The following is a 20,011-nucleotide window of genomic DNA, read 5'->3' as shown; positions in this document are numbered from 1 at the left end:
TTTAATGGGGTTTTTGTTTTTCTAATGCCTTTAGTACCGCCTGCCAATTATATCGAATAGTAGTACCAATGTGTATTACTGGTATTACCTTTCGTTTAGAATATCGAATGGCCGTAGGTAGCGAAATACCTAATCTGGAGCAAAGTGTTTCCCTGTCAATGATCTCTGTAGCTACATCAACCGATACTGGTTGCTTCATTGCCTCTAACGCGCTTTCCAGAGCCTCCAGCTTTGCTATTATTATATCAAAGGGATTTTCCATGAGGCATTGATTTAGGGTGACTAATCGCCTCTAAAACGGCTTGTCTGGAAAATAAAACTCTTCTTCCCGTTTGTAGATACGGGATTCTGCCAGAGTTCTTGAAACGTTGAGCTGAAGATGCCGAACATTTCAGGAAATGCGATAAACCAGTAATCCCGTATATGTAAGGATCATCTTGGCTTTCGTTTTGAACTAAATTGCTTTTTTCAGGATTTATTGCCTCCTGTACAGCAGTTTTGAAAATCTTTTCTAAATCGCTTAGAGATTGTTTTGAGATTACAATTTCCTTTTCCATTATTAAATGGATTGTTGCGTTGGGATACGCAAGTTAATTTCTGATAGTAGCGATATGTATGTGATAGATAGTTGTCTCTTTCGAGAACTGTGCCTGGAGTTCTATTTGCCAGTACTACGGATTGAACGTAAGAGCGTGATGAATGATGAAGCAAGAACTAATAATCATTCCCTAAATGATCATGGAGCAAAAATAATGCATTTACATTCATTAAAACCAATACATGCCAAATATTTTTGCAATGAATTATTTTATACCGCCTTCAAATTCGTTTCCTTCACCTCTCCCCAAGCTTTAGCCATTACCAACTTCTTGCGATCATTGGTAACATCTACATAACGTTTGAATGCCTTATAGGTAGTATGTCCTGTAAGCGCCATTACTTCTTGTGGTGCAATTCCTTTTTCCAGGGAAAGTGTCGTGAAGGTTTTTCTTCCAACATGTATAGACAGCAATTGCCATTTTTCGTAAGTTATCGATTTCTTTCTTACTCCATATTCTCTCACTTTTTCAATGGGAGTATTGATTTCAGCCTTTTTTCCAAGTTCTTTCAGAAACTGATTGGTTTTTTGCCCACTTATTACTGGCAGAGGTTTATGAAGCCCTTTGTATTTAGCCAGAATGGCAAATGAAAACGGATTCAACGGAATTTCCAATCTTTGACCTGTTTTGGATGCTGTCATCTTTATAGTATTGTGCCTGATATGCTCTCTTTTAAGCTGCTGAAGATCGCTATATCTTAACCCGGTTGCACAAGCGAAGCAAAAAACATCACGCACCCGGTCAAGCCGCTTATTTTCGGATAGATCGATGTTATAGAGTTTTAAAAACTCATCATTAGTCAGTGTTACTACTTCAAAATTTGAATCTTTTCTTGCTACTTTAAAGTCCTGATATGTAGCATTTACATCGATCTTATACTGGGTTCGGGCATATTTTAATAACGTTTTTAGAGTGCTGATTTGCTTTGCTATGGTAATATTATTCATGCCTTTTACATTTCTTTTCTTACCACTTACCAAAGTAATAACTTTTGGTTCTGATAAGTACCCAACAAACCCCCTAAGGAATGGGATATCAAGTTTTTCAAATGTTGCTCTTTTACCACAGGTCTTTTCATAGGCGGTAATATGGGTAGCTAATCCATTATATACCTGCAAGGTTCTGACCTTGTGCGATCCTGTACTATCTTTTACAAATTGCTTTATAAAGTCGGCGATATAATCACCGGTTCTTTCTTTCTTAGTCGTGCTTTTCATTTCCCTTAATGCTTCGGTAATATTCTCGGCTGAATATGGCACATTGTCCAGCTCAAACCTCTGCTGTATTTTTTTTACATCTTCCCTAAGAACTGCAATCCTATTATTAATATCCCGTGCTTCGGTAGCAGTAAGTAATAGTTCATCCTCAAATTTAAAATTGGGCTCCAGCTTTTTAGCCATTTGCTTTGTCAGGCAAACTGCAGACTGCTCTTTAGGATTCCAATTAACGGAATACATTTTCGTTTCTGGAATTGCGTAATATTTTCTTACACCGCTGATTTGATATATCAAGTGAAGCGGTGCGGTCCCGTCCTGGTTTTTTCTGTCCGTCCGAAGCCAAAAGCGTAGAGTTTTTTTATTCTTTGCCATACTATTGAGTTGCTACATAAAGGTATTGTGTAGCAATTTATGTAGCAAATTTTGAGTACTCTATTTTTATTAGTTTTTACACAGGGATATAAACATGCAGTATTATAGCGTATTCCACGCCTCCATTAATATCAGGGTAAATCATTAAATAACAAAGGTGTTAGGGCTGTCATCCCGACTTATAACTTCCGCAAATCCTTTGCTATATCGGGTTTGCGGATTTTTGTTTGCAACAGGTAGAAAAAATGGTAAAAAAAATTTCACCAGAACATATCGGTTAAAATCAAAATTGATTATTTGAGATCAGCCATTTTACTTTCCGGTCGATGAGACACCAACCGGTAGGGCTAAGAGGTCGTTTCATTGAGTTGAAACAGCCTTGCTTCCCTATGACAATTAAAAAAGGGCACCGTGAAGATGCCACACAGCAGGCAGACTGCTTGGAATAACTTTCGCTATTTCGCCAACTGAAACTTCCGGCACTTGCTTAAGAAGCATAAGCATGTTTAAAAAAATACGCTAAATTTAGCGAAACCCTTCGCAAATGAAAGTTTCACTCGTGGCTACGCTATTAGCTGCTGCCTTATTTTCTTTTTTTATAAACTTTGCGCTCTCACAGGACGGCACAACCAAATTGTACACTCCAGCAGCAAACATTAATTTAGATAATATGTTGCAGCCTCGGATGAAAAAAGACTGGAATAATCCAGGGGCCTATGAGGTTGTAGCTTATTTATCTCGGTCAACTGTTTTTAAAAACGACACAACAACTCTTTCTGCTTACGTAACTGGATACGGCTTAATCGGTAATTGCAAAATATTCTTAATACCATCGAACCCAATTTTTAGTGAGGAGTCTCTGATGCATACTGGGTTAAACCCTGTTGACACTGTTGGCGACTTTATTTCATTAGAATACGGGAGACACGCATTTAATCTACCTAAGGATAACACTGTGATTTCTACTTTCGGGGGTCCTAAGTCTCATCATTGGGATTATGCTTCTATTTTTGTTGATTATGACATGTCGGATTCATCAAGTTTTGCCTTACTATCGGAAAAAACAAGTGTGAGGCCACCTTTTAAATTCGATTTAAAAACTAAAGGAGACATTGAACCAGGCGATTATACTATTAATCTTTACATGACATACTTTAACGGGGCGGAATGGAAAATATCAAAGATTGCATTACCTCTCCATGTAAATAACTACTTTGAAGAATGGCCCTGGATTGCTTATATTTTATCCGCTATTGGAATAGGCGTTGCTTTTACCGCATTTATATACCAAATAAAATCATATTACAGAGACGGCAAAAGAAAAAATAAAACCCCGAAGCAAAAAGAAATTGATAATCCTCAGATAACAAAACCTGATCACCTTCCTAAAAAGAGTAAGCAAACACCTGAACAAAAAGAAAAAGCTAAAAACCAACGCCGTGAATATGTAAGTAAGTGGGTATGGAAGATTAAAAACATCTTCCTGTCTGAGCGCACAGTAAAAAGCCCACTGTAGAAACAGAGGGCCAATGCTTTAATTTGAAACAGCCTTTTTTACTTTATTTATACAGATCCAGCATATTTTTCAAACTTTCCAGTGTATCCGCTTCCGCTGGCTTTTTATCTTTCCGCCAGTTCAGGATACGCGGAAACCGTACAGCTATTCCCGATTTATGCCGGGCGGATTTATTAATAGCTTTGAAACCAATTTCAAAAACCAGTTCAGGCTTAACCGTATACGTACCGGCCCGAACTTTTCAACTGTATGTTGTTTAATGAACCTATCTACTTCTGTAATTTCCCTATCAGTGAATCCTGAATACGCTTTGGCAAACGGAATTAACGTATTGTCTGCATCCCATACAGCAAAAGTATAATCCGTATACAGCTCTGTTCGGCGTCCATGTCCTTATTGCGCGCAGATCAATACCGCATCATGCTTAGAGGATTTACTTTCCATCCCGTCAGCATTTGCCACAGGTCTCCTCCCCTATCTCCACTCATCAAAAACAAACACTTCATACCAGTTCTCCCCCACATCATCTATATACAACCTTTTATCCCTTGCCTTGTCTGCATGCTTTTGAGTGATGACTTTTTTTCTAACACTACCCTTCTTTGATTTAAGATACCGGTATACCTGTTCCGTATAGTTCAGCGTTTCGGCACTGCCCTCATGTAACAGAATAACATCCGGATAATCAGGAATAATCCAGTCAATATATGTTTTATCTGCTTCGCTGAATATTCGCTCAGCAGCAGGAGGTTGCTTATCTGCCAGTGGTAAAACTTGTCGCGTAATGTTGTTCTGTAATTTTTCAGGATTGCCGGTACCCTGATGCATGGAATTGTCAATAGCAATACTTTCCATCACCGCCGTATCTGCCTGCAAAGGAGAGACAGCATTTTTTTCTTTCGCAGGCGGCACACAACCCGGCGCGGTAATACCTGCCGCCATAATACAGCCTGTAATATATAACAGGATAATGTTCTTTTTTATAGTCATATCTGCTTGTAGCTATCAGCCGTTTCCAGGGCAAAGGATCATTTGCCGCATGTTGCTGTGCGAAGATAAACGCTACCATCCATTCAACACCTGCGTTATGAAAAGGAAACCCGGCGCTTATAATAACATTTGCTTAACTGAAGGAAGATAATGCCTGCCGATACTAATTTCAACATCATTGTGCAGGGCTATAAATGTTCCGGAAAAACCCCGGTATAGTTCCCTGATGTGCGTTGTGTTAACGATATAAGAGCGGTGTATGCGCAAAAACATGGCAGGATTGATTTTTTTTTCAATAAAACTTATCCCATACGAACTCAGGTACACTTCGTTATGAATGGTATATATGCGGGTATAATCTTTGGCGGCTTTAAAATGTGTGATATCTGATACCATGATGCTTTTTAAACGCCTGCCGTTTTCCACCAGTATCTTCCCGGGATAAGCAGCAGCGGCTTTCTCTTTTTTCACATACCATCTTGCATATTTATCAAGTGCAGCAGCTATATCCTGATTACGGCAGGGTTTCAGCAAATAGTCCACCGTATTATAATCAAAGGCGCGCAATACCTGTTCAGGCAATGCGGCAGTAAACACCACACAACATGTACGTCCTGTATTTTCCAGCACATCAAAACCCGTCATATCTTCAAGCTCCGTTTCCATGAACAGCAGGTCCGGACGGAGCAGCTTAATATGCCGTATAGCCTGCCCCCCATTATTACATTCGCCTATAATGATACAGGAAGCCGTTTTTTTTACGCACCCGCGTATAAGCCCGCGCATCGTTTCATCGCCACCTACAATAAGGATAGTTGTTCTGTCCATTGCACATTTGTTAAACAGCGTCAAATGTAAACGGATTGCCCGGCACAGCGCCTGACATATGTCAGCATTTTACGGGAACAAGGGTTTTCTGCATTGCTGTTTTACGGATGCGGCTCAGGCTGTCCTGGTGAATGGCTAAAAAGGAAGCGATGTATTTTAAAGGGATTTTCTGAATCAGTTCCGGCTGTTCCTTCACCAGTTTGCAGTACCGTTCTTCGGCAGTAAGACAAATGCTGTCTACCTGCATTTCCTGCAGCCAGGTAAGCAGCCTGTCCATAGTAGCCATTTCCATTTCGCGGCACTTAGGTACCTGTTGCCTTATACTGTCTACATCCTCCTTATCCCATTGCAGTACTTCCACATCCGTGAGTGTTTCCAGCGCGCAGGATGAGGGTTTTCCGTTGCCGAGATATAAAGAAGTAGATATAAAATCGTTGGTAGACACAATGCCCAGCGTATAATCTTCGCCGTTATGTATTTTAAATAAGCGCACAATCCCGCTGTTTAAAAAATACAGGTGCCGCACCGGCACGCCCTGCTCCATTAGCAGGGTATGCCGGGGGAAACACCTCCACCCTGTATGCAGGCGAATAACCTGGCGATCTGATTCGCTGAGATAAATACCTTTTAGCCGCAGGTAATGGCAGGCTTTTTCAAACATAGCAATACATTTGATACGTTTAACAGAAAAGTAAAATAAACAACCCTGTTCACATACAACCGTTCGCTTTACAAAAATGCATGATAAGCCGGTAAATGTTCCTACCGCTTATCCAAAAAAAACTTCGCATAGGAGAATATAGTTTTCTTGGACTGAAATAGGCTATCTGTTAACTTGCAGCGGTAACAGGCAGTTTATGCTTCAAAAATTATTAATACGGAATTACGCAATTATTGAATCGGTTGATATTGAGTTTTCCGGCAAGCTCAATATCATTACCGGCGAAACCGGTGCCGGCAAAAGCATTTTGGCAGGCGCCCTGGGACTGATACTGGGCGAAAGAGCCGACAGTTCCGTATTGTTTAATGCTGCACAAAAATGTATTGTTGAAGGAAGCTTTTCCACCCAGGGGCGAAACGACATTCAGAAAATTGTGCGGGAAAGCGACCTGGATGCAGCAGAAGAAGAAATTGTAATAAGAAGGGAAGTTGCTTCAACCGGTAAATCAAGAGCTTTTATTAACGATACGCCCGTAACGCTTGCCCAGCTTAAACAATTTACATCGCTGTTAGTAGACCTGCATCAGCAGTTTGATACGCTGGAACTGGGAGACAGCGATTTTCAGCGGGAGGTAATAGACGCGCTGGCGGGCCATCAGTCCGTTTTGAAGCAGTACCAGGAAGCCTATACCGTATACAGCGCCACTCAAAAAGCGCTTGCCGCTGCCAAAGAACAGCAGGCGGCTGCCAATAAAGAGCTCGATTACCATACATTTTTATACGAGGAACTGGAAGAAGCGCAATGGAAAGCAAACGAACTGGAAGCGTTAGACGCCGAACTGAAAATATTAGGCAATGCTGAAAATATAAAATCTGCGCTTGGTAAAATTAATTACGCGCTTAATGAAGGAGAACAGCCGCTTGTTCAGCAGTTAAAAGGCCTAAGCAATCAACTGCATACGCTCCACAATTTTCATACCGCTATTCCTGCGCTGGTGCAAAGGCTCCAATCGGCACAAATAGAATTACGCGATATAGCCGGCGACATAGAAAATTTAAACAATGAAATCCGGTTCGATGAAGAAAGAATACAGGTGGTAAGCGACAGGCTTTCGCTGGGATATAAATTACTGAAGAAGCACGGGGTACAAACCACCGGCGAATTATTAGATATACAAAACAGCCTGCAGCAGCAATTAGATAAAATAGTAAATCTTGATGCGGCAATCGCTCATTTAGAAAAAGAAGCGGCAATACAATTAACGCAGGCACGGCAACTGGCACAAACCTTAACGGCTAACCGCCAGAAACAGGTAAATCCTTTTGAGCAAAAAACCGGCAAATTACTTACCCAGGTGGGCATGCCCAATGCCCGGATAAAAATAGCCATTAACCCGGCGGCGTTGAACATTACAGGTGGCGATGCCATTGAATTTTTATTTGACGCCAATAAAAGTAACCGGTTTGAACCTTTAAAAAAAGTAGCCAGTGGCGGTGAGCTAAGCCGCTTAATGCTCTGCATTAAATCACTGGTAGCCGCATCCGTTCAGTTACCCACCCTCATTTTTGATGAAATAGATACGGGCATCAGCGGTGAAGCCGCCCGGCAGGTGGGTATTATTATGAAAGATCTCGGTCAATCGCACCAGGTAATTGCCATTACGCACCAGCCGCAGATAGCCGCCAAAGCAAACGCCCATTTTTTTGTATACAAAAAAGAAAAAGACGAAAAGATAAATACACACATAAAACTTTTATCTGCAGAAGAAAGAGTAGATACCATTGCACAAATGCTGAGCGGCAAAAAACCTACGGCTTCGGCACTTGAAAATGCAAGGGAGATGATGGACTTGTAAATGTGGAAAATGTGCTAATTTGAAAATTTGAAAATGAGTGTATCCTTAAGATCAGCTACGAAACGACAAATGCTGATGTGGATGGCGAGTAAACTAACTATTTAAAAACGAAGAAAAGTATAAGACGGTTGTTTTGATTGGATATATTCTATGGTTGATGTGGAAGAATGAAATGATTGATATTATTCCACAGCGCTGTCCCTCTACCCTGTGGGGAGAGGGAAAGCGGGTGAGGTTTTGCTTCTTGCTTTTGAATCCCTATTTTTACGCTCAATTTTAAATATCATAATATGGCTTATAACCTTTTACAGGGAAAGAAGGGAATTATTTTTGGCGCGCTGGATGAGAAATCCATTGCGTGGAGAACAGCGTTAAAATGTCATGAAGAAGGCGCCCAGTTAGTGCTAACCAATGCTCCTGTTGCTTTACGAATGGGTGAAATCAGCAAACTGTCTGAGGCAATAAGCGCTCCGGTTATAGGCGCCGATGTAACCAATATGGATGACCTGAAGAAATTGTTTGAAGAATCTACTGCTCACTTCGGCGGTAAAGTTGATTTTATATTACATTCTATAGGAATGAGCCTTAATGTAAGAAAAGGCAAATCTTACACTGAACTGGATTATGGGTTCAATCAAAAAACATTGGATATTTCTGCCATGTCGCTGCACCGGGTACTGCGTACGGCATGGGATATGGACGCCCTGAATGAATGGGGCAGCGTGGTAGCGCTTACCTATATAGCGGCGCAAAGAGTATTCCCGCATTACAGCGAAATGGCCGATGCCAAAGCATTATTAGAAAGTGTTGCCCGCAGCTTCGGTTATCATTATGCCATTAAGAAAAAAGTGAGGATCAATACCGTTTCACAATCTCCCACCCGTACTACTGCAGGCAGCGGTGTTAAAGGTTTTGACGGGTTTATAAATTATGCTGAAAAAATGAGTCCCCTGGGAAATGCTTCCGGCGATGATTGCGCTAACTATTGCGTGTCCTTATTCAGCGATCTCACCCGCATGGTAACGATGCAGAATCTTTTCCATGACGGCGGTTTTTCCCTTATGGGCGTTACACAGGAAGTACTTAACGCAATAGAAGCATAAACAACAGGAGCTACTGGTAACTGATCCATAATAACTGCCCGAATAATATCATTTCCAGTATGCGCTGAAACAATCCCCGCAGCTTAAACGCCGGCAAGGAAGTTAAGATCACACAAACGACCAGGAATCCTGTGATCCATTGTGGCTGAATGAAGTTTGGCGTAAGTAAGAGATGCGGGCATTTATTCAAAAAATAAATGCCGCCGGCGTATTCAATAAAACCACCCATATTATGAACCGTTTGTTTACTGCTCCCAATTAACGGCGAACCCGGATCGCAGGGAAAGAAAGCAGAGACCAGGTATCCTGTTCCAAGGCAAACTGCAAGCCCTTTTATATCTGCATTGCCGCTATGTAACAATCCAAATAAAATCAGCAACAGCCCGGCAGGGAAAAACAAGCCCAGGTTGACAGCTCTTTTATTAACTGCATTATCTGCTCCCAGTTCACTGATGGTATGTTTGAGATGACTGTAGTGCGGCCTTTGGGAAGCAAAATAAATAATGCCCGCAATAAGGAAAGCAGTTGTAGTATACAGCAAAAGGATAATCACTAAAAAGATTAAAAAATTTCAGAACACGTGGCGGTATTTGTATACTATTCCCGGCTCAATATTCCGCATAAATCATTCATCCAAAAAATCGCCAATATCGCGGCGTTCTTTCTTTGTGGGTCTTCCTACTTTGCTCAGTCGTTTACCCGTGTGAAAGCTCGATGCCTGGTATTGCAATCTTTCTATTTCCTCCGCGGGCGTAATATCTATATAATATTTAACCGCTTCACTGTATTGTACCCGGTTGTGCAGCAACCCGCTTACTTTAATACGCCAGCGTTTGGCTTCGGTTTTGATCTCGTACTCGTCATCTATATGCACATTACGCGATGCCTTAATGCTGTCTCCATGATATTTTACCTTTCCTTTATCACAGGCTTCTGAAGCCATGCTTCTTGTTTTAAAAATACGGATAGCCCAGAGATACTTGTCTATCCGCAGTTTTTCTTTAGCGTCATTCATAACAATATACATTAAACAATTTCACTATCGCAATTTAGGATGGTTTGATAACAGCATGCATTAGCTTTCACCATTTATCAAATCTTTATTCATCGTAACGGTTTCTCTCATAAATTTACTACTAAATTATTTTTGATTATGCAATATGGCGCTTACCTCAAAAGAAGCATTATCATTATTTATTTTATTTGTACTGCTTCCGCCGGACTAACCCAGTTTAAAGCCGGAAAGGTAAACTGGACTGCGGACGGAACAGGGTTGTATGAAATACAGGATAATATGCTCCTTCGCGTTAATCCGTTATCCACGCAACAGGTTACGGTGCTGGCTACTGCCGCGCAGCTTACGCCCCGTGGAAAGGATAAACCGCTAACCATATCGGATTTTGAAATCAGCCCCGATGAAAATACACTACTTATTTTTACCAATACGGCAAAAGTATGGCGCTATAATACAAAAGGCGATTACTGGGTACTGAACAAGGGTACAGAAGAATTAAAGCAAATTGGAAAAGATAAGCCCGGTCAGTCTTTAATGTACGCAAAGCTCTCACCCGATGGCAGCAAGGTAGCTTACGTAAGTGAACAGAATATTTATGTGGAAAACATCGCTTCCGGCAAAACCACCGCGTTAACTACGGATGGTTCGCGCCAGTTGATTAATGGCACATTTGACTGGGTATATGAAGAAGAATTTGGGTGCAGGGATGGCTTCAGATGGAGCAGCGACAGTAAAAACATTGCCTACTGGCAGGTTGACGCTCGCGGTACCCGCGATTATTTAATGCTCAATACAACCGATTCCATCTATTCATTTGTTGTTCCTGTTGAATACCCAAAAGTAGGCGAGTCTCCTTCATCGGTGCGCATAGGCGTAGTAAGCGCGGCAGGCGGCAATACCAGGTGGATGAATATTCCCGGCGATGCGAAGCAGCATTACCTGCCCCGCATGGAATGGACTGCCAATAATCAATCGCTCATTGTACAGCAATTGAACCGGAAACAAAATGAAAGTAAATTATATGTATGTGATATATCAGATGCGGCGGCAAAAAATATATATACTGAAACAGATAAAGCATGGATTGATATAAAATCGCGCTGGAATGATGATGACCCGCGTGGCTGGGAATGGATAAACAATGGCGCGGCTTTTTTATGGGTGAGTGAAAAAGATGGCTGGCGGCATATTTACCATGTGAGCAGCAACGGTAAAAAAGAAATATTGCTCACCAAAGGTAATTACGATATAGAAACCATCAGCGCTATTGATGAAAAGAATAATTACGTATACTTTATTGCCTCCCCCGAAAGCGCTATTCAGCGTTACCTGTACCGCACTGCATTAGACGGCAAAGGTAAACCGGAGCTGGTATCGCCGGGCAGTTTGAAGGGAACACACAGTTATGAGATTTCTCCGGGCGCCCGGTTAGCGCTGCATATTTTTACTAACCGCAATACACCTTCCGTAAGCGAGTGGATCAAACTGCCGGAACATACGCCTTTGCAGAATGACCAAAGCATGGCAAACCGCATTAAAACAGTAGAAAGAAAAAATTTAGAATTTTTTACCATTACAACAGAAGATAATGTAACAATGGACGGATGGATAACAACACCCGAAAATTTTGACTCTTCAAAAAAGTATCCTGTAGTGCTGTATGTTTATGGAGAACCTGCGAACACTACAGTTGAAGATAAATTTTCAACCGGTGGCAACCGTTTATTTAACGGCGATATGGCAAAAAGCGGCTACTTCTATGTATCCTTCAATAACCGCGGCACGCCAACATTAAAAGGATCGGCCTGGCGTAAATCTATTTACCGCGATATTGGCGGCATTAATATCCGCGACCAGGCAATGGCCATGAAAAAACTGTTGCAGCAACGCCCCTATCTGGATACGGCACGCGTGGCAAGCTGGGGATGGAGTGGCGGCGGTTCTTCTACTTTAAATTTACTGTTTCAATATCCCGGTATTTTTAAAACGGGCATTGCTGTTGCCGCGGTAGCCAACCAGCTTACCTACGACAATATTTACCAGGAACGGTATATGGGCCCGCCGCAGGAAACCAGGGCAGATTATATCAAAGGATCACCTGTTACCTATGCCAAAAATCTTCGTGGCAACTTATTATATATACATGGTACGGGAGATGATAATGTACATTACCAGAATGCGGAGATGTTGCTAAACGAACTAATTAAATACAATAAGCAATTTCAGTTTATGTCGTATCCGAACAGAACACACGGCATTAGCGAAGGAGAAGGCACTACCCAGCATTTACGAACCTTATGCACTGATTATTTATTGAAGTATTGCCCGCCGGGGGGAAGATAGGATTTCTGATTTAAGATTTCTAATATCGCATCCTAAGCGTATGTAAAAACAATGCTATTTTCTTCCGGATCACTCCGGCAGGCTGCCGGTGATTGTTTACCAGAACAGAAAAGATCAATAGCTTTCCCTTTTCTGTATACAAATAACCGCTAAGGCTTACTACGCCCGACATGGAGCCCGTTTTAGCGTATATAAAGCCGCTATCGCTCTGATAGTAATTGCGCAGCGTGCCTGCTCCCCCCGTTGGAAAAATTTGCTGCAGCCTTTCCATGCCAAACTCATTTTTCATTTTATGAAGTATCCACACAAAATCCTGCGGTGTAAACAGGTTATACCGGCTCAGCCCGCTGCCATCGGCCCACCGGGGCTTTTGTGGAAACGCTGCCAGCTCATTACCCAGCAGGTATTGTATCATCCGTCCGTCATCCATTACACCCAGCTTTTCATTGGCGGCCATTAACAGCACCTGCTCCGCGAAACAATTATCGCTCCGGTACATCATGATCTTAAAAAGCGAGTCGGATGGCTGAGAATGAATAATGCCCTCCGGCGGAACTACGGTGGTGGTTGAATTAACGGTTTTGCCTAAGGTATCTTTCAGCAATTCCAGCGCCGATTGTAATCCGTTCGTAATGAATGGCACACTGCGTTCCGCATTGATTTCCCTACCCTGGGTGATGAAAAATTTATTTTCGGTTAACGCGCGCTGTACAGAAAATATTTCTGATGCGGTATCGCCGCTAAAATTCACTTTCCAGTTAATATCGGGTTCCGAATAAATAAAAGCTTCTTCCCTGGCCATTGCAGCAATGCTGCCCGAATCACGCACCTGTATCCACCGGATCACATTTCCGTATATGGGAAAAGCGTTGCGCTCCGCCATATACGCATCGTTATAATCATCCCACATCCAGCCTTCTCCCCATGCTTCCGGTTTCCAGTTGTTTGTGGTAATGGCTATAGGTTTGGATTGCCTTTTTAAAAAATCAAATACCGGTTGGCTACTAAAATCAGGATGCAAAAAAGCAGGATCTCCTGAAGGTATAATAAACAGGGTATCAGCCATTTCTTTGTATCGCAATCCTGCCAAACTATCCCGCAGGTATTTCATACCTGCATATAAAGAGATGATTTTGGTATTACTTGCCGGTACAAAATATTTATCGGACTGGTAATTATAAATGAATTGGTTCTTCCCCGCATCAAAAACGGCAATGCCTGTGTGCGCATCTGCCAGTACAGTATCATTAAATAAAGTATTATTGGTGAGCTTTTGAATTTTATAGGAAACAGAGCAGGATGCAAGAAAAATTATTCCAAAAAATAAAATGACTATTCTAAAGAATGTAAACATATACATTGGGTGAGTGGTGAATAGTCAGTGGTCAATAGTGAGTGGCAAACCTGTTAGGACTGCTTAGCCTGGGACCAGGGCTGCAGTCCTGACAGGTTGCCCATTTACACATTTCCACACTTTCAAATTTTAAAATTCTCCGGTTAACTCCTTTCCTGCGCTCTCAGCCAGCGTTCGGGTATTTCATTGCTGCTGGCCTGAATATAATCCTGGTACGAACAGGCGATATATGAGTTATCCGGCAATTGCATCCACCAGCGTCCTGTTTTTTTACTTTGCAAAAACACGGTGTCTATTTCAGCGAATGCCGTATTGAATTCAAAGAAATTATCTCTCTCCGCCAGCAGCGCTTCATGCTTGCCCTGCCATTTTCCATCTACAAAATACCACAGCATTTGCGCTATTTGTTTCGCGGTTAATTGCTGGATATCATTTTCTACAGTATATCCATAAATACCTATGGAATTCAGATTGGGACTCATTCCTGCAAAACGGGTGAGCATGCAGGCCTGCTCGCCATCCAGCCCGTTGGGCGAAAGATAATTGGAAGGCGCCGCGGCATGCTGCAGCGCGGCAATATCAAAGCTCAGCATATTCGTATTGCGCAGTACAGGCTCCATTTCCTCCATATGTTCCTTTACAATACCCAGCCGGTAACAATCAAAACGGAGCTTATCCATAGTTTCCAGCATATGCGGATTTACAAAATAGCTCTGAAACGCAATATGATTATAATGCCTGATGAAATTGGGTTCGCCGGTTAATATTTCCATTAAGAAATTCCTGCTGCGCAAAGGATTATCCATATTCAAATCAATCAAACCGTCTATTACAGCGGCTTCAATAATATGGTTCAATACCTTATACGCATCGTATTGCGCCAGGGTGAGATCGTGGCTTCCCCCCAGGATAACTACGGTTTTTCCAATATGCAGCAACTCGCTTACCACGGTTCTTAACGCCGCGTAGGTATCGGTTATGCCCGCGCCCGATTTAATATTTCCCACATCCGCGATCCGGATATCCTTATGCCAGTAATACAAAGCATAAAACTGGCTGCGAATAACGTCAGGACCGGCAGAATAATTATCTGAGCCTTCCCCCCTTTGTTCGCCGCAGCCTACCAATACCACATCAGCTATATCAAGGTCGGGCAACTCTTCTTCATACAATGCAATGTGATTACCGATCTGTCCTTCTAAGTAGCCCTCATCGTGCGATAAATGATACCGGTTAACCGGATTTAAAAAATCAGTGATGTTTAGCACGTCACCCATAACAATGATTTTTACAAACCTACTGGTTCTGCAGCAAAAATCAGAGCAGAAAATTCTAACATGATGTGAAAAACCGGGTAAGTGGCTGGTAAAAACACTTAGCCGGAAGATAAAAAAGCATTATTTTTTAGCTGCTGCCATCATTTTCCCGCGGCACGCAACGCTTCTAATATGCGCATGCCGGCGTCTTTATTTAACTCAGGGAAATCAGTAACACGCTTATTTTCAAACACATTTTTGCTCCATTGCAGCACATTGAGCATATGAGGGTAAGCCGCTATTTGCTGGTCAATCCATTCAACGGCCTTTATTGTACTCTCTTTTTTTTCAATCGCCCATGCCGATACCAGCGCATTGGAAGGAATAAAATTGCTCACCGTATTATCTATACGCGGGGTAAACTGTAAAATATGATCCAGCAAAGCTTCTCCGCCGGCTTTCTTTAACTGCCTGCTGCACAGGTATTCCATCCAGTCTTCCAGTCGGCTGTCTATTTCATCATCGTAAGGTTTTCCTACACCCAGGTTCGGAGGCCATAACCGCGACTGGTTAATAAATGTTAATGCTTTTTTGTAATTATTTTTTTGCATTTCCTGCAGCGCCAGCATCAGTTTCGCTTCGCGGTACAATGCCTTTCCTTCCGTAGCTCCCTCAAAGGGTATAATATTGAGCTTAGCCAGCACCGCACCGGCATTGCTGTATTTTTTATTCAGCATCAGTGTTTTGGCATACAGCATACCCATAATGTATTGTTCCGGATGCGCCTTATAGAAAGGCGCTGTTACCGCTAATGCCCGTGCAGGCTGCCCGTGTTCGATATAATATTCAGCAAGCAGTTTATGATACCGCCATTGTGCTTTATCAAGCAATAAGGCTCTCTGAAGATCATTAAGGCACTGTGCCGTATCGCTGTCCTTAAAAATGGCAGAACGCGTTGCATAAAACGGGGCGTAAGAGGGCGCGCTGCCGCAGGACAGCAACAATTGTTTACATTCCGCTTCCCGGTTGCGGTCTTTATATATCAATGCCAGTTGGTATTTCAGCAGCCAGTCGCTTTGCCGTTTCAGCAAATGCTCCAGCACCATTGCTGTTTCCGAACGAAAGAGAAAAACCAGATCTGGATTAATAGCGCTGCAATCCGCCTTTTTGTTTTGCAGAAATGCCTTCCAGAAAGCGGCTTCCGCGCTTGCGGGGCTTAAGGAAAACACTTCCATGGCTTTATCATTATAACCGGCATTATAATACCAGATAGCCAGCTCGGCAAAGGTTTCAGCAGGCAGTTCATTTCTTACCAGGGAAGTAAATGCCTTTTTAGTTTCTTCTGTTTGCTGCCAGAGGAATTTTTCAAAACGGGCGAAATGATTCAGCGGATCGAACGATAAAATGGTTTGCAATACAACCCCAGCTTTTGCTGCTTCATTGCGGTTGCGTAACGCGGCAGCCTGCAGCATCAGGGCATCTATATTGTACCGGTTAAAATCAACTGCTTTCGCGGCATACGCGATTGCCTGGTCAAAATTGCTTTCTTTGCTATACAGCCTGCTAAGCCCGGTATAAGCAGCACTGCGGTATTCAGGCGTAAGCGAAGCAATGCTGAACCCATCCTTTGCATCGGCTATATTATCCAACTGTGCATTAATGATACCATAATAGTAATTAGCATCGCCTGCATGGGTATCAATGCTTAGCGCCCGGGTGGCTATTTTTAGGGCTTCCGTGTATTGCATATTGCGGTACAGGAGTGCAGCCATTTTTACCAGTGCGGGAAGATAATTGCTGTCTTTACCTAAAGCCTCCGTAAGTTTTTCTTCCGCCGCTCCATACATTTTCTGATCCATGAGTTCCCTGCCCTGTATATACAAACCATAGGCCGTATTCCAGTTGAAATTTACCGGGGTTTCCGCCGGCCGGCTGAGTGTTTCAAATTCGGGGTCACTATGGTATACCAGCTTATTACCACCCAGCGCAGCGGTAATGTTATTTACGTTTATGCTTACCCGTAAGGAGTCTGCAAAAACCTGTAATGGCGCCAGGTTCAGCACCTTGCTGTATATTGTTTTCTCCCCGGCTTTTACCACCAATGTATCACCAACAAACTGGGCTGCGGAAAAGTATATCTTCAATATATCCCCTTCATACTTTATATTGAGAGCGCCGTACGCATTGGCCTTACCAATGCCCTGCGTTTGTGATACGGGATACCAGTATTCTTTCCAGGTATCCGTTGCATAAGGGGCAAAGCCAATATGCTTAAACGGAGTGAAACTGCTTTTAGGTGCATTTTGATTAAAGAGTCTTCCCGATTGAATTTCTACATACTGCCCGTTGGTATCAGTGAGTAATTTTTCCCATATCATACCCTGCTGCGATAAACCCCATATCCATATCTTTCTGCCGGCTTTATCATCGTATGTGCCATAACGCACCATGCCGGTATTATCATCGTGCCAGTAGGCGCCAAAGAAATCGGCAGGTTTACCAAAAACATGATAAGATTTATATCCGCCGAAATTATTCTCTTCGTAAAAGTTGATCTTTTTACCATTGGTTTCATTTACCGGCCAATTTGCATGCTCACCATTATGGCCGATATACTTTGTACCCGGGAAAATAAATTCTAAGTTGCCTTTTGCTTTAATGCCCAGGTTCATCCAGTGGTAATAGGGTTGTTCAACCGGAGTGGAATTATACCAGAAAGACTGCGTGGTGAAATACGCTTTGTCTTTAGGAAGATTGATCTCTATCCGCCAGTCGCTTCTTGTTAATAAATCCAAAACGCCAATAATGCAGCTTACGCTTCCATCATCATTTGTACGCGTTATATAATCAACAGGCGTGGCATTGGAAGGCGTATGGCCAATGATGCCATAATTGGGTTCCAGTCCGCCGCTCGTCCATGGCCCCCGCATGGCAATATCACGAAATTTTACAGTATGATTATAATAGATAAATGATTTCCCGGATTTTTTTTCGATTGCCGCCCATATCTTTCCGCCAATTTCAGGCGTGATGAGTAGTTTAATATAATCGTTCTCGAGTTCAACGATCTTCCATTGTTTTTGCTCAGATTTATCGGTAAATCCATCGTAACGAAAATACGGGTACACGGGTGAAAGCAGCGGCATGGGATTCGGATCTGAAAATCCATAGGTAGGAAATGACTGCATATATTCCTTTACCGTAGCCGGTTGCTGTGCCACCCCCGTTATTATGGTGAAGCAAAAAAATAACAAAGTCATAAAAGGCTTTCTCATGGAACAATCATTTAAAGCGGCTTAAATACTAAAATTAGGAAAAACGATTTCAATTACCGCACAGCAATCGTTTGTGTGATTTAAAGCTTCCCGACTTATACATATGTTGCACTGACGGTTTTATAATAAAGCTGCTACACACCATTATAAAATCGTTGTAATAAAAAGTTTTTGGATATTTACACAGACGGCCAGACCTGCCCAATAATCAGCGCTATGCATACCCGTCAAAACATACGATTCAAAAAGCATGCATATGACTACACAACTCCGCATTTTTATACTTTTATTCTCCCTGCCGGTACTTTTATGCACTGCCATTTTCGTTCCTGCCCAAAATAGTCCGTTGGTCAGGATAACGCCAAAAGCATTATCCGCTAACATGATCAATAATCCCGCATTTGCGGAAAATGCAAAAGGCGAAAACTTCTGCTGGCATGCCCGGGTGGGAATGGATCAATATGTAGAAAACTTTGAACTCACCGGAGATACAGCATGGCTGGATGCAGGAATAGCATACTACGACTTTCTGATTAGCAGGATGGACACCGATCCGGACGGATACAGCGGATGGATTGGCCCGTATGCTTATGACGAAAGATACTGGCAGGACGCACTTGTAGGCGATGCCATTCTGATGACAGGAATACTTGATTTCTGCGTTCTGATTTTGGAAAATGACTCCCTGAAAAAATATACGGCAGCAAGGCAAGCGCCTATGTTGAAATAGCTAAAAGAGATTTTGCAGAGAAGTGGGACAAAAGAGGAACATGGTATGAAGATGGTTCATATGGCGCTTATACCGGCTTCAGTAAGTTTTTAAAACCTGGTAATTTAAAAGAATGGGTATACGATTCCGCCGCTAACCGGGCTGGAGTCAGCCATCCATTTAATAAACAATTGGATGCAGGCCAGGTTTATCTGCGGCTTTACCGCATAACAGACAGTTCGGTTTACAGAAACAGGGCAGAAAGAATTTTCTTGACATTAAAAAGTCATTTCCAATATTTTGACGACCACTATTGCTGGAACTATTTTGACCCGCTTACCCCCGGCGATATTGATGCAGAAAAGAAAGATACACGCCATGGCGTTTGGGTTCATCCCTGGCGTTCGGGTTACCAGGCCGGCGATGTAGAAAAAATTACCGAAGCTTATCATTATGGAATAGTCTTTAATGAAGAAGACATACAAAGAATCATCAATACCAACCTGAATGTGATGTGGAATAAGGATAAGGAAAATCCAAAATTCATTAATTCAAACGGACTGGGTGCAGATAATGATACAACGGGCATTGCAGCATTCAAGCGGGCTTACGGGCATTCAACAGCTTCAAAGAATGCCGGTGAACTATGGACAGGTTTGTTCGATTTTGACCAAACCATACGCGACCTGTATGAACTGCGGTTCAGGGAAGGCAACCGCCCGGTTGAGCGTTTACGTTATGAAAACACCGTGCTTAAAAATCCACCCGGCTTTAAAAGGAAATACACTAAAGGAAAGGTTACAATATTCGCAGCACGCCTTCGATCCCTGCTGTGCCCAGCTGAATCCAGCGCAGCTCGTCGGCGCGCGCGAGCATCGCGTCAGTGCACCAGCCTACGATCGCGTCGGCGCCGACGGC

The 20,011-nt window shown here is 42.6% G+C and carries 18 protein-coding genes; 6 read left to right on the top strand and 12 right to left on the bottom strand.

What is annotated here, in order from left to right; genetic code table 11:
• Position 1: 1 nt before the first annotated feature.
• From VL121_RS19100 to VL121_RS19090, 3 genes are all read right to left on the bottom strand, one after another.
• A complete protein-coding gene (locus VL121_RS19100; protein ID WP_325408211.1) occupies positions 2–262 on the bottom strand; it encodes a hypothetical protein in 261 nt (86 codons plus the stop codon).
• Complete coding sequence (locus tag VL121_RS19095) at positions 246–557, bottom strand: DUF3853 family protein (RefSeq protein WP_325408210.1); 312 nt, start codon at positions 555–557, stop codon at positions 246–248. The genes VL121_RS19100 and VL121_RS19095 overlap by 17 nt, the downstream gene beginning before the upstream one ends.
• A 251-nt stretch (positions 558–808) precedes the next feature.
• Complete coding sequence (locus VL121_RS19090) at positions 809–2,188, bottom strand: site-specific integrase (protein ID WP_325408209.1); 1,380 nt, start codon at positions 2,186–2,188, stop codon at positions 809–811.
• A gap of 544 nt (positions 2,189–2,732) precedes the next feature.
• On the opposite strand from VL121_RS19090, the gene VL121_RS19085 reads away from it, so the two are divergent.
• On the top strand, positions 2,733–3,704 hold the full coding sequence (locus VL121_RS19085; protein ID WP_325408208.1) for a hypothetical protein: 972 nt from the start codon (positions 2,733–2,735) through the stop codon (positions 3,702–3,704).
• A gap of 43 nt (positions 3,705–3,747) precedes the next feature.
• On the opposite strand, the gene VL121_RS19080 is transcribed toward VL121_RS19085, so the two are convergent.
• From VL121_RS19080 to VL121_RS19065, 4 genes are all read right to left on the bottom strand, one after another.
• Positions 3,748–3,882, bottom strand: a complete 135-nt coding sequence (locus tag VL121_RS19080) for a hypothetical protein (protein WP_325408349.1) — start codon at positions 3,880–3,882, stop codon at positions 3,748–3,750.
• A 296-nt stretch (positions 3,883–4,178) separates the two neighbouring features.
• On the bottom strand, positions 4,179–4,694 hold the full coding sequence (locus VL121_RS19075; RefSeq protein ID WP_325408207.1) for a hypothetical protein: 516 nt from the start codon (positions 4,692–4,694) through the stop codon (positions 4,179–4,181).
• 117 nt (positions 4,695–4,811) lie between these two features.
• Entirely contained in the window at positions 4,812–5,522 is a 711-nt protein-coding gene (locus VL121_RS19070; RefSeq protein ID WP_325408206.1) for a LytR/AlgR family response regulator transcription factor, read from the bottom strand.
• A 61-nt stretch (positions 5,523–5,583) separates the two neighbouring features.
• The gene (locus tag VL121_RS19065; RefSeq protein ID WP_325408205.1) at positions 5,584–6,183 is read right to left on the bottom strand and encodes a Crp/Fnr family transcriptional regulator; all 600 of its coding nucleotides are present in this window, start codon (positions 6,181–6,183) and stop codon (positions 5,584–5,586) included.
• Positions 6,184–6,379: 196 nt separating this feature from the next.
• Between VL121_RS19065 and recN the strand changes: the two genes are divergently transcribed.
• Together recN and VL121_RS19055 are read left to right on the top strand one after the other, a co-directional pair.
• Positions 6,380–8,038 (top strand): DNA repair protein RecN, encoded by a 1,659-nt coding sequence (gene recN / locus VL121_RS19060; protein ID WP_325408204.1) that lies wholly within the window; start codon positions 6,380–6,382, stop codon positions 8,036–8,038.
• Positions 8,039–8,328: 290 nt separating this feature from the next.
• A complete protein-coding gene (locus tag VL121_RS19055; RefSeq protein ID WP_325408203.1) occupies positions 8,329–9,141 on the top strand; it encodes an enoyl-ACP reductase FabI in 813 nt (270 codons plus the stop codon).
• 10 nt (positions 9,142–9,151) lie between these two features.
• On the opposite strand, the gene VL121_RS19050 is transcribed toward VL121_RS19055, so the two are convergent.
• Positions 9,152–9,694: a DUF998 domain-containing protein gene (locus tag VL121_RS19050; RefSeq protein WP_325408202.1), complete on the bottom strand. Its 543-nt coding sequence runs from the start codon at positions 9,692–9,694 to the stop codon at positions 9,152–9,154.
• Between the two features lie 72 nt (positions 9,695–9,766).
• Positions 9,767–10,156, bottom strand: coding sequence for an RNA-binding S4 domain-containing protein (locus VL121_RS19045; RefSeq protein WP_325408201.1), 390 nt, complete (start codon positions 10,154–10,156; stop codon positions 9,767–9,769).
• A 138-nt stretch (positions 10,157–10,294) separates the two neighbouring features.
• Here VL121_RS19045 and VL121_RS19040 point away from each other — a divergent pair, with 138 nt between their 5' ends.
• A complete protein-coding gene (locus tag VL121_RS19040) occupies positions 10,295–12,499 on the top strand; it encodes a S9 family peptidase (RefSeq protein WP_325408200.1) in 2,205 nt (734 codons plus the stop codon).
• A 19-nt stretch (positions 12,500–12,518) separates the two neighbouring features.
• Here the strand turns inward: VL121_RS19040 and VL121_RS19035 are convergent, their stop codons facing one another.
• From VL121_RS19035 to VL121_RS19025, 3 genes are all read right to left on the bottom strand, one after another.
• Positions 12,519–13,853 (bottom strand): D-alanyl-D-alanine carboxypeptidase/D-alanyl-D-alanine-endopeptidase, encoded by a 1,335-nt coding sequence (locus VL121_RS19035; RefSeq protein ID WP_325408199.1) that lies wholly within the window; start codon positions 13,851–13,853, stop codon positions 12,519–12,521.
• A 143-nt stretch (positions 13,854–13,996) separates the two neighbouring features.
• On the bottom strand, positions 13,997–15,130 hold the full coding sequence (locus VL121_RS19030; RefSeq protein WP_325408198.1) for a formimidoylglutamase: 1,134 nt from the start codon (positions 15,128–15,130) through the stop codon (positions 13,997–13,999).
• A gap of 140 nt (positions 15,131–15,270) precedes the next feature.
• Positions 15,271–18,384 (bottom strand): DUF5107 domain-containing protein, encoded by a 3,114-nt coding sequence (locus tag VL121_RS19025; RefSeq protein WP_325408197.1) that lies wholly within the window; start codon positions 18,382–18,384, stop codon positions 15,271–15,273.
• Positions 18,385–18,640: 256 nt separating this feature from the next.
• On the opposite strand from VL121_RS19025, the gene VL121_RS19020 reads away from it, so the two are divergent.
• Positions 18,641–19,114 carry a hypothetical protein gene (locus tag VL121_RS19020; RefSeq protein ID WP_325408196.1) on the top strand — a complete coding sequence of 158 codons (474 nt, stop codon included), beginning with the start codon at positions 18,641–18,643 and terminating at the stop codon, positions 19,112–19,114.
• A 251-nt stretch (positions 19,115–19,365) separates the two neighbouring features.
• A partial coding sequence (locus VL121_RS19015) for a hypothetical protein (protein WP_325408195.1) occupies positions 19,366–20,011 on the top strand: 646 nt, incomplete at its 3' end.

Source organism: Agriterribacter sp., assembly GCF_035497235.1.
Classification (GTDB): domain Bacteria; phylum Bacteroidota; class Bacteroidia; order Chitinophagales; family Chitinophagaceae; genus Agriterribacter.
The sequence above is the reverse complement of the archived record's forward strand: the minus strand, read 5'-3'. Positions and strand labels throughout refer to the sequence as shown.

Coding starts and splice junctions, on each gene's coding strand:
- VL121_RS19100 (WP_325408211.1), bottom strand. CDS start 262: ATGGAAAATCCCTTTGATATAATAATAGCAAAGCTGGAGGCTCTGGAA.
- VL121_RS19095 (WP_325408210.1), bottom strand. CDS start 557: ATGGAAAAGGAAATTGTAATCTCAAAACAATCTCTAAGCGATTTAGAA.
- VL121_RS19090 (WP_325408209.1), bottom strand. CDS start 2,188: ATGGCAAAGAATAAAAAAACTCTACGCTTTTGGCTTCGGACGGACAGA.
- VL121_RS19085 (WP_325408208.1), top strand. CDS start 2,733: ATGAAAGTTTCACTCGTGGCTACGCTATTAGCTGCTGCCTTATTTTCT.
- VL121_RS19075 (WP_325408207.1), bottom strand. CDS start 4,694: ATGACTATAAAAAAGAACATTATCCTGTTATATATTACAGGCTGTATT.
- VL121_RS19070 (WP_325408206.1), bottom strand. CDS start 5,522: ATGGACAGAACAACTATCCTTATTGTAGGTGGCGATGAAACGATGCGC.
- VL121_RS19065 (WP_325408205.1), bottom strand. CDS start 6,183: ATGTTTGAAAAAGCCTGCCATTACCTGCGGCTAAAAGGTATTTATCTC.
- recN (WP_325408204.1), top strand. CDS start 6,380: ATGCTTCAAAAATTATTAATACGGAATTACGCAATTATTGAATCGGTT.
- VL121_RS19055 (WP_325408203.1), top strand. CDS start 8,329: ATGGCTTATAACCTTTTACAGGGAAAGAAGGGAATTATTTTTGGCGCG.
- VL121_RS19045 (WP_325408201.1), bottom strand. CDS start 10,156: ATGAATGACGCTAAAGAAAAACTGCGGATAGACAAGTATCTCTGGGCT.
- VL121_RS19040 (WP_325408200.1), top strand. CDS start 10,295: ATGCAATATGGCGCTTACCTCAAAAGAAGCATTATCATTATTTATTTT.
- VL121_RS19035 (WP_325408199.1), bottom strand. CDS start 13,853: ATGTTTACATTCTTTAGAATAGTCATTTTATTTTTTGGAATAATTTTT.
- VL121_RS19030 (WP_325408198.1), bottom strand. CDS start 15,130: ATGGGTGACGTGCTAAACATCACTGATTTTTTAAATCCGGTTAACCGG.
- VL121_RS19025 (WP_325408197.1), bottom strand. CDS start 18,384: ATGAGAAAGCCTTTTATGACTTTGTTATTTTTTTGCTTCACCATAATA.
- VL121_RS19020 (WP_325408196.1), top strand. CDS start 18,641: ATGACTACACAACTCCGCATTTTTATACTTTTATTCTCCCTGCCGGTA.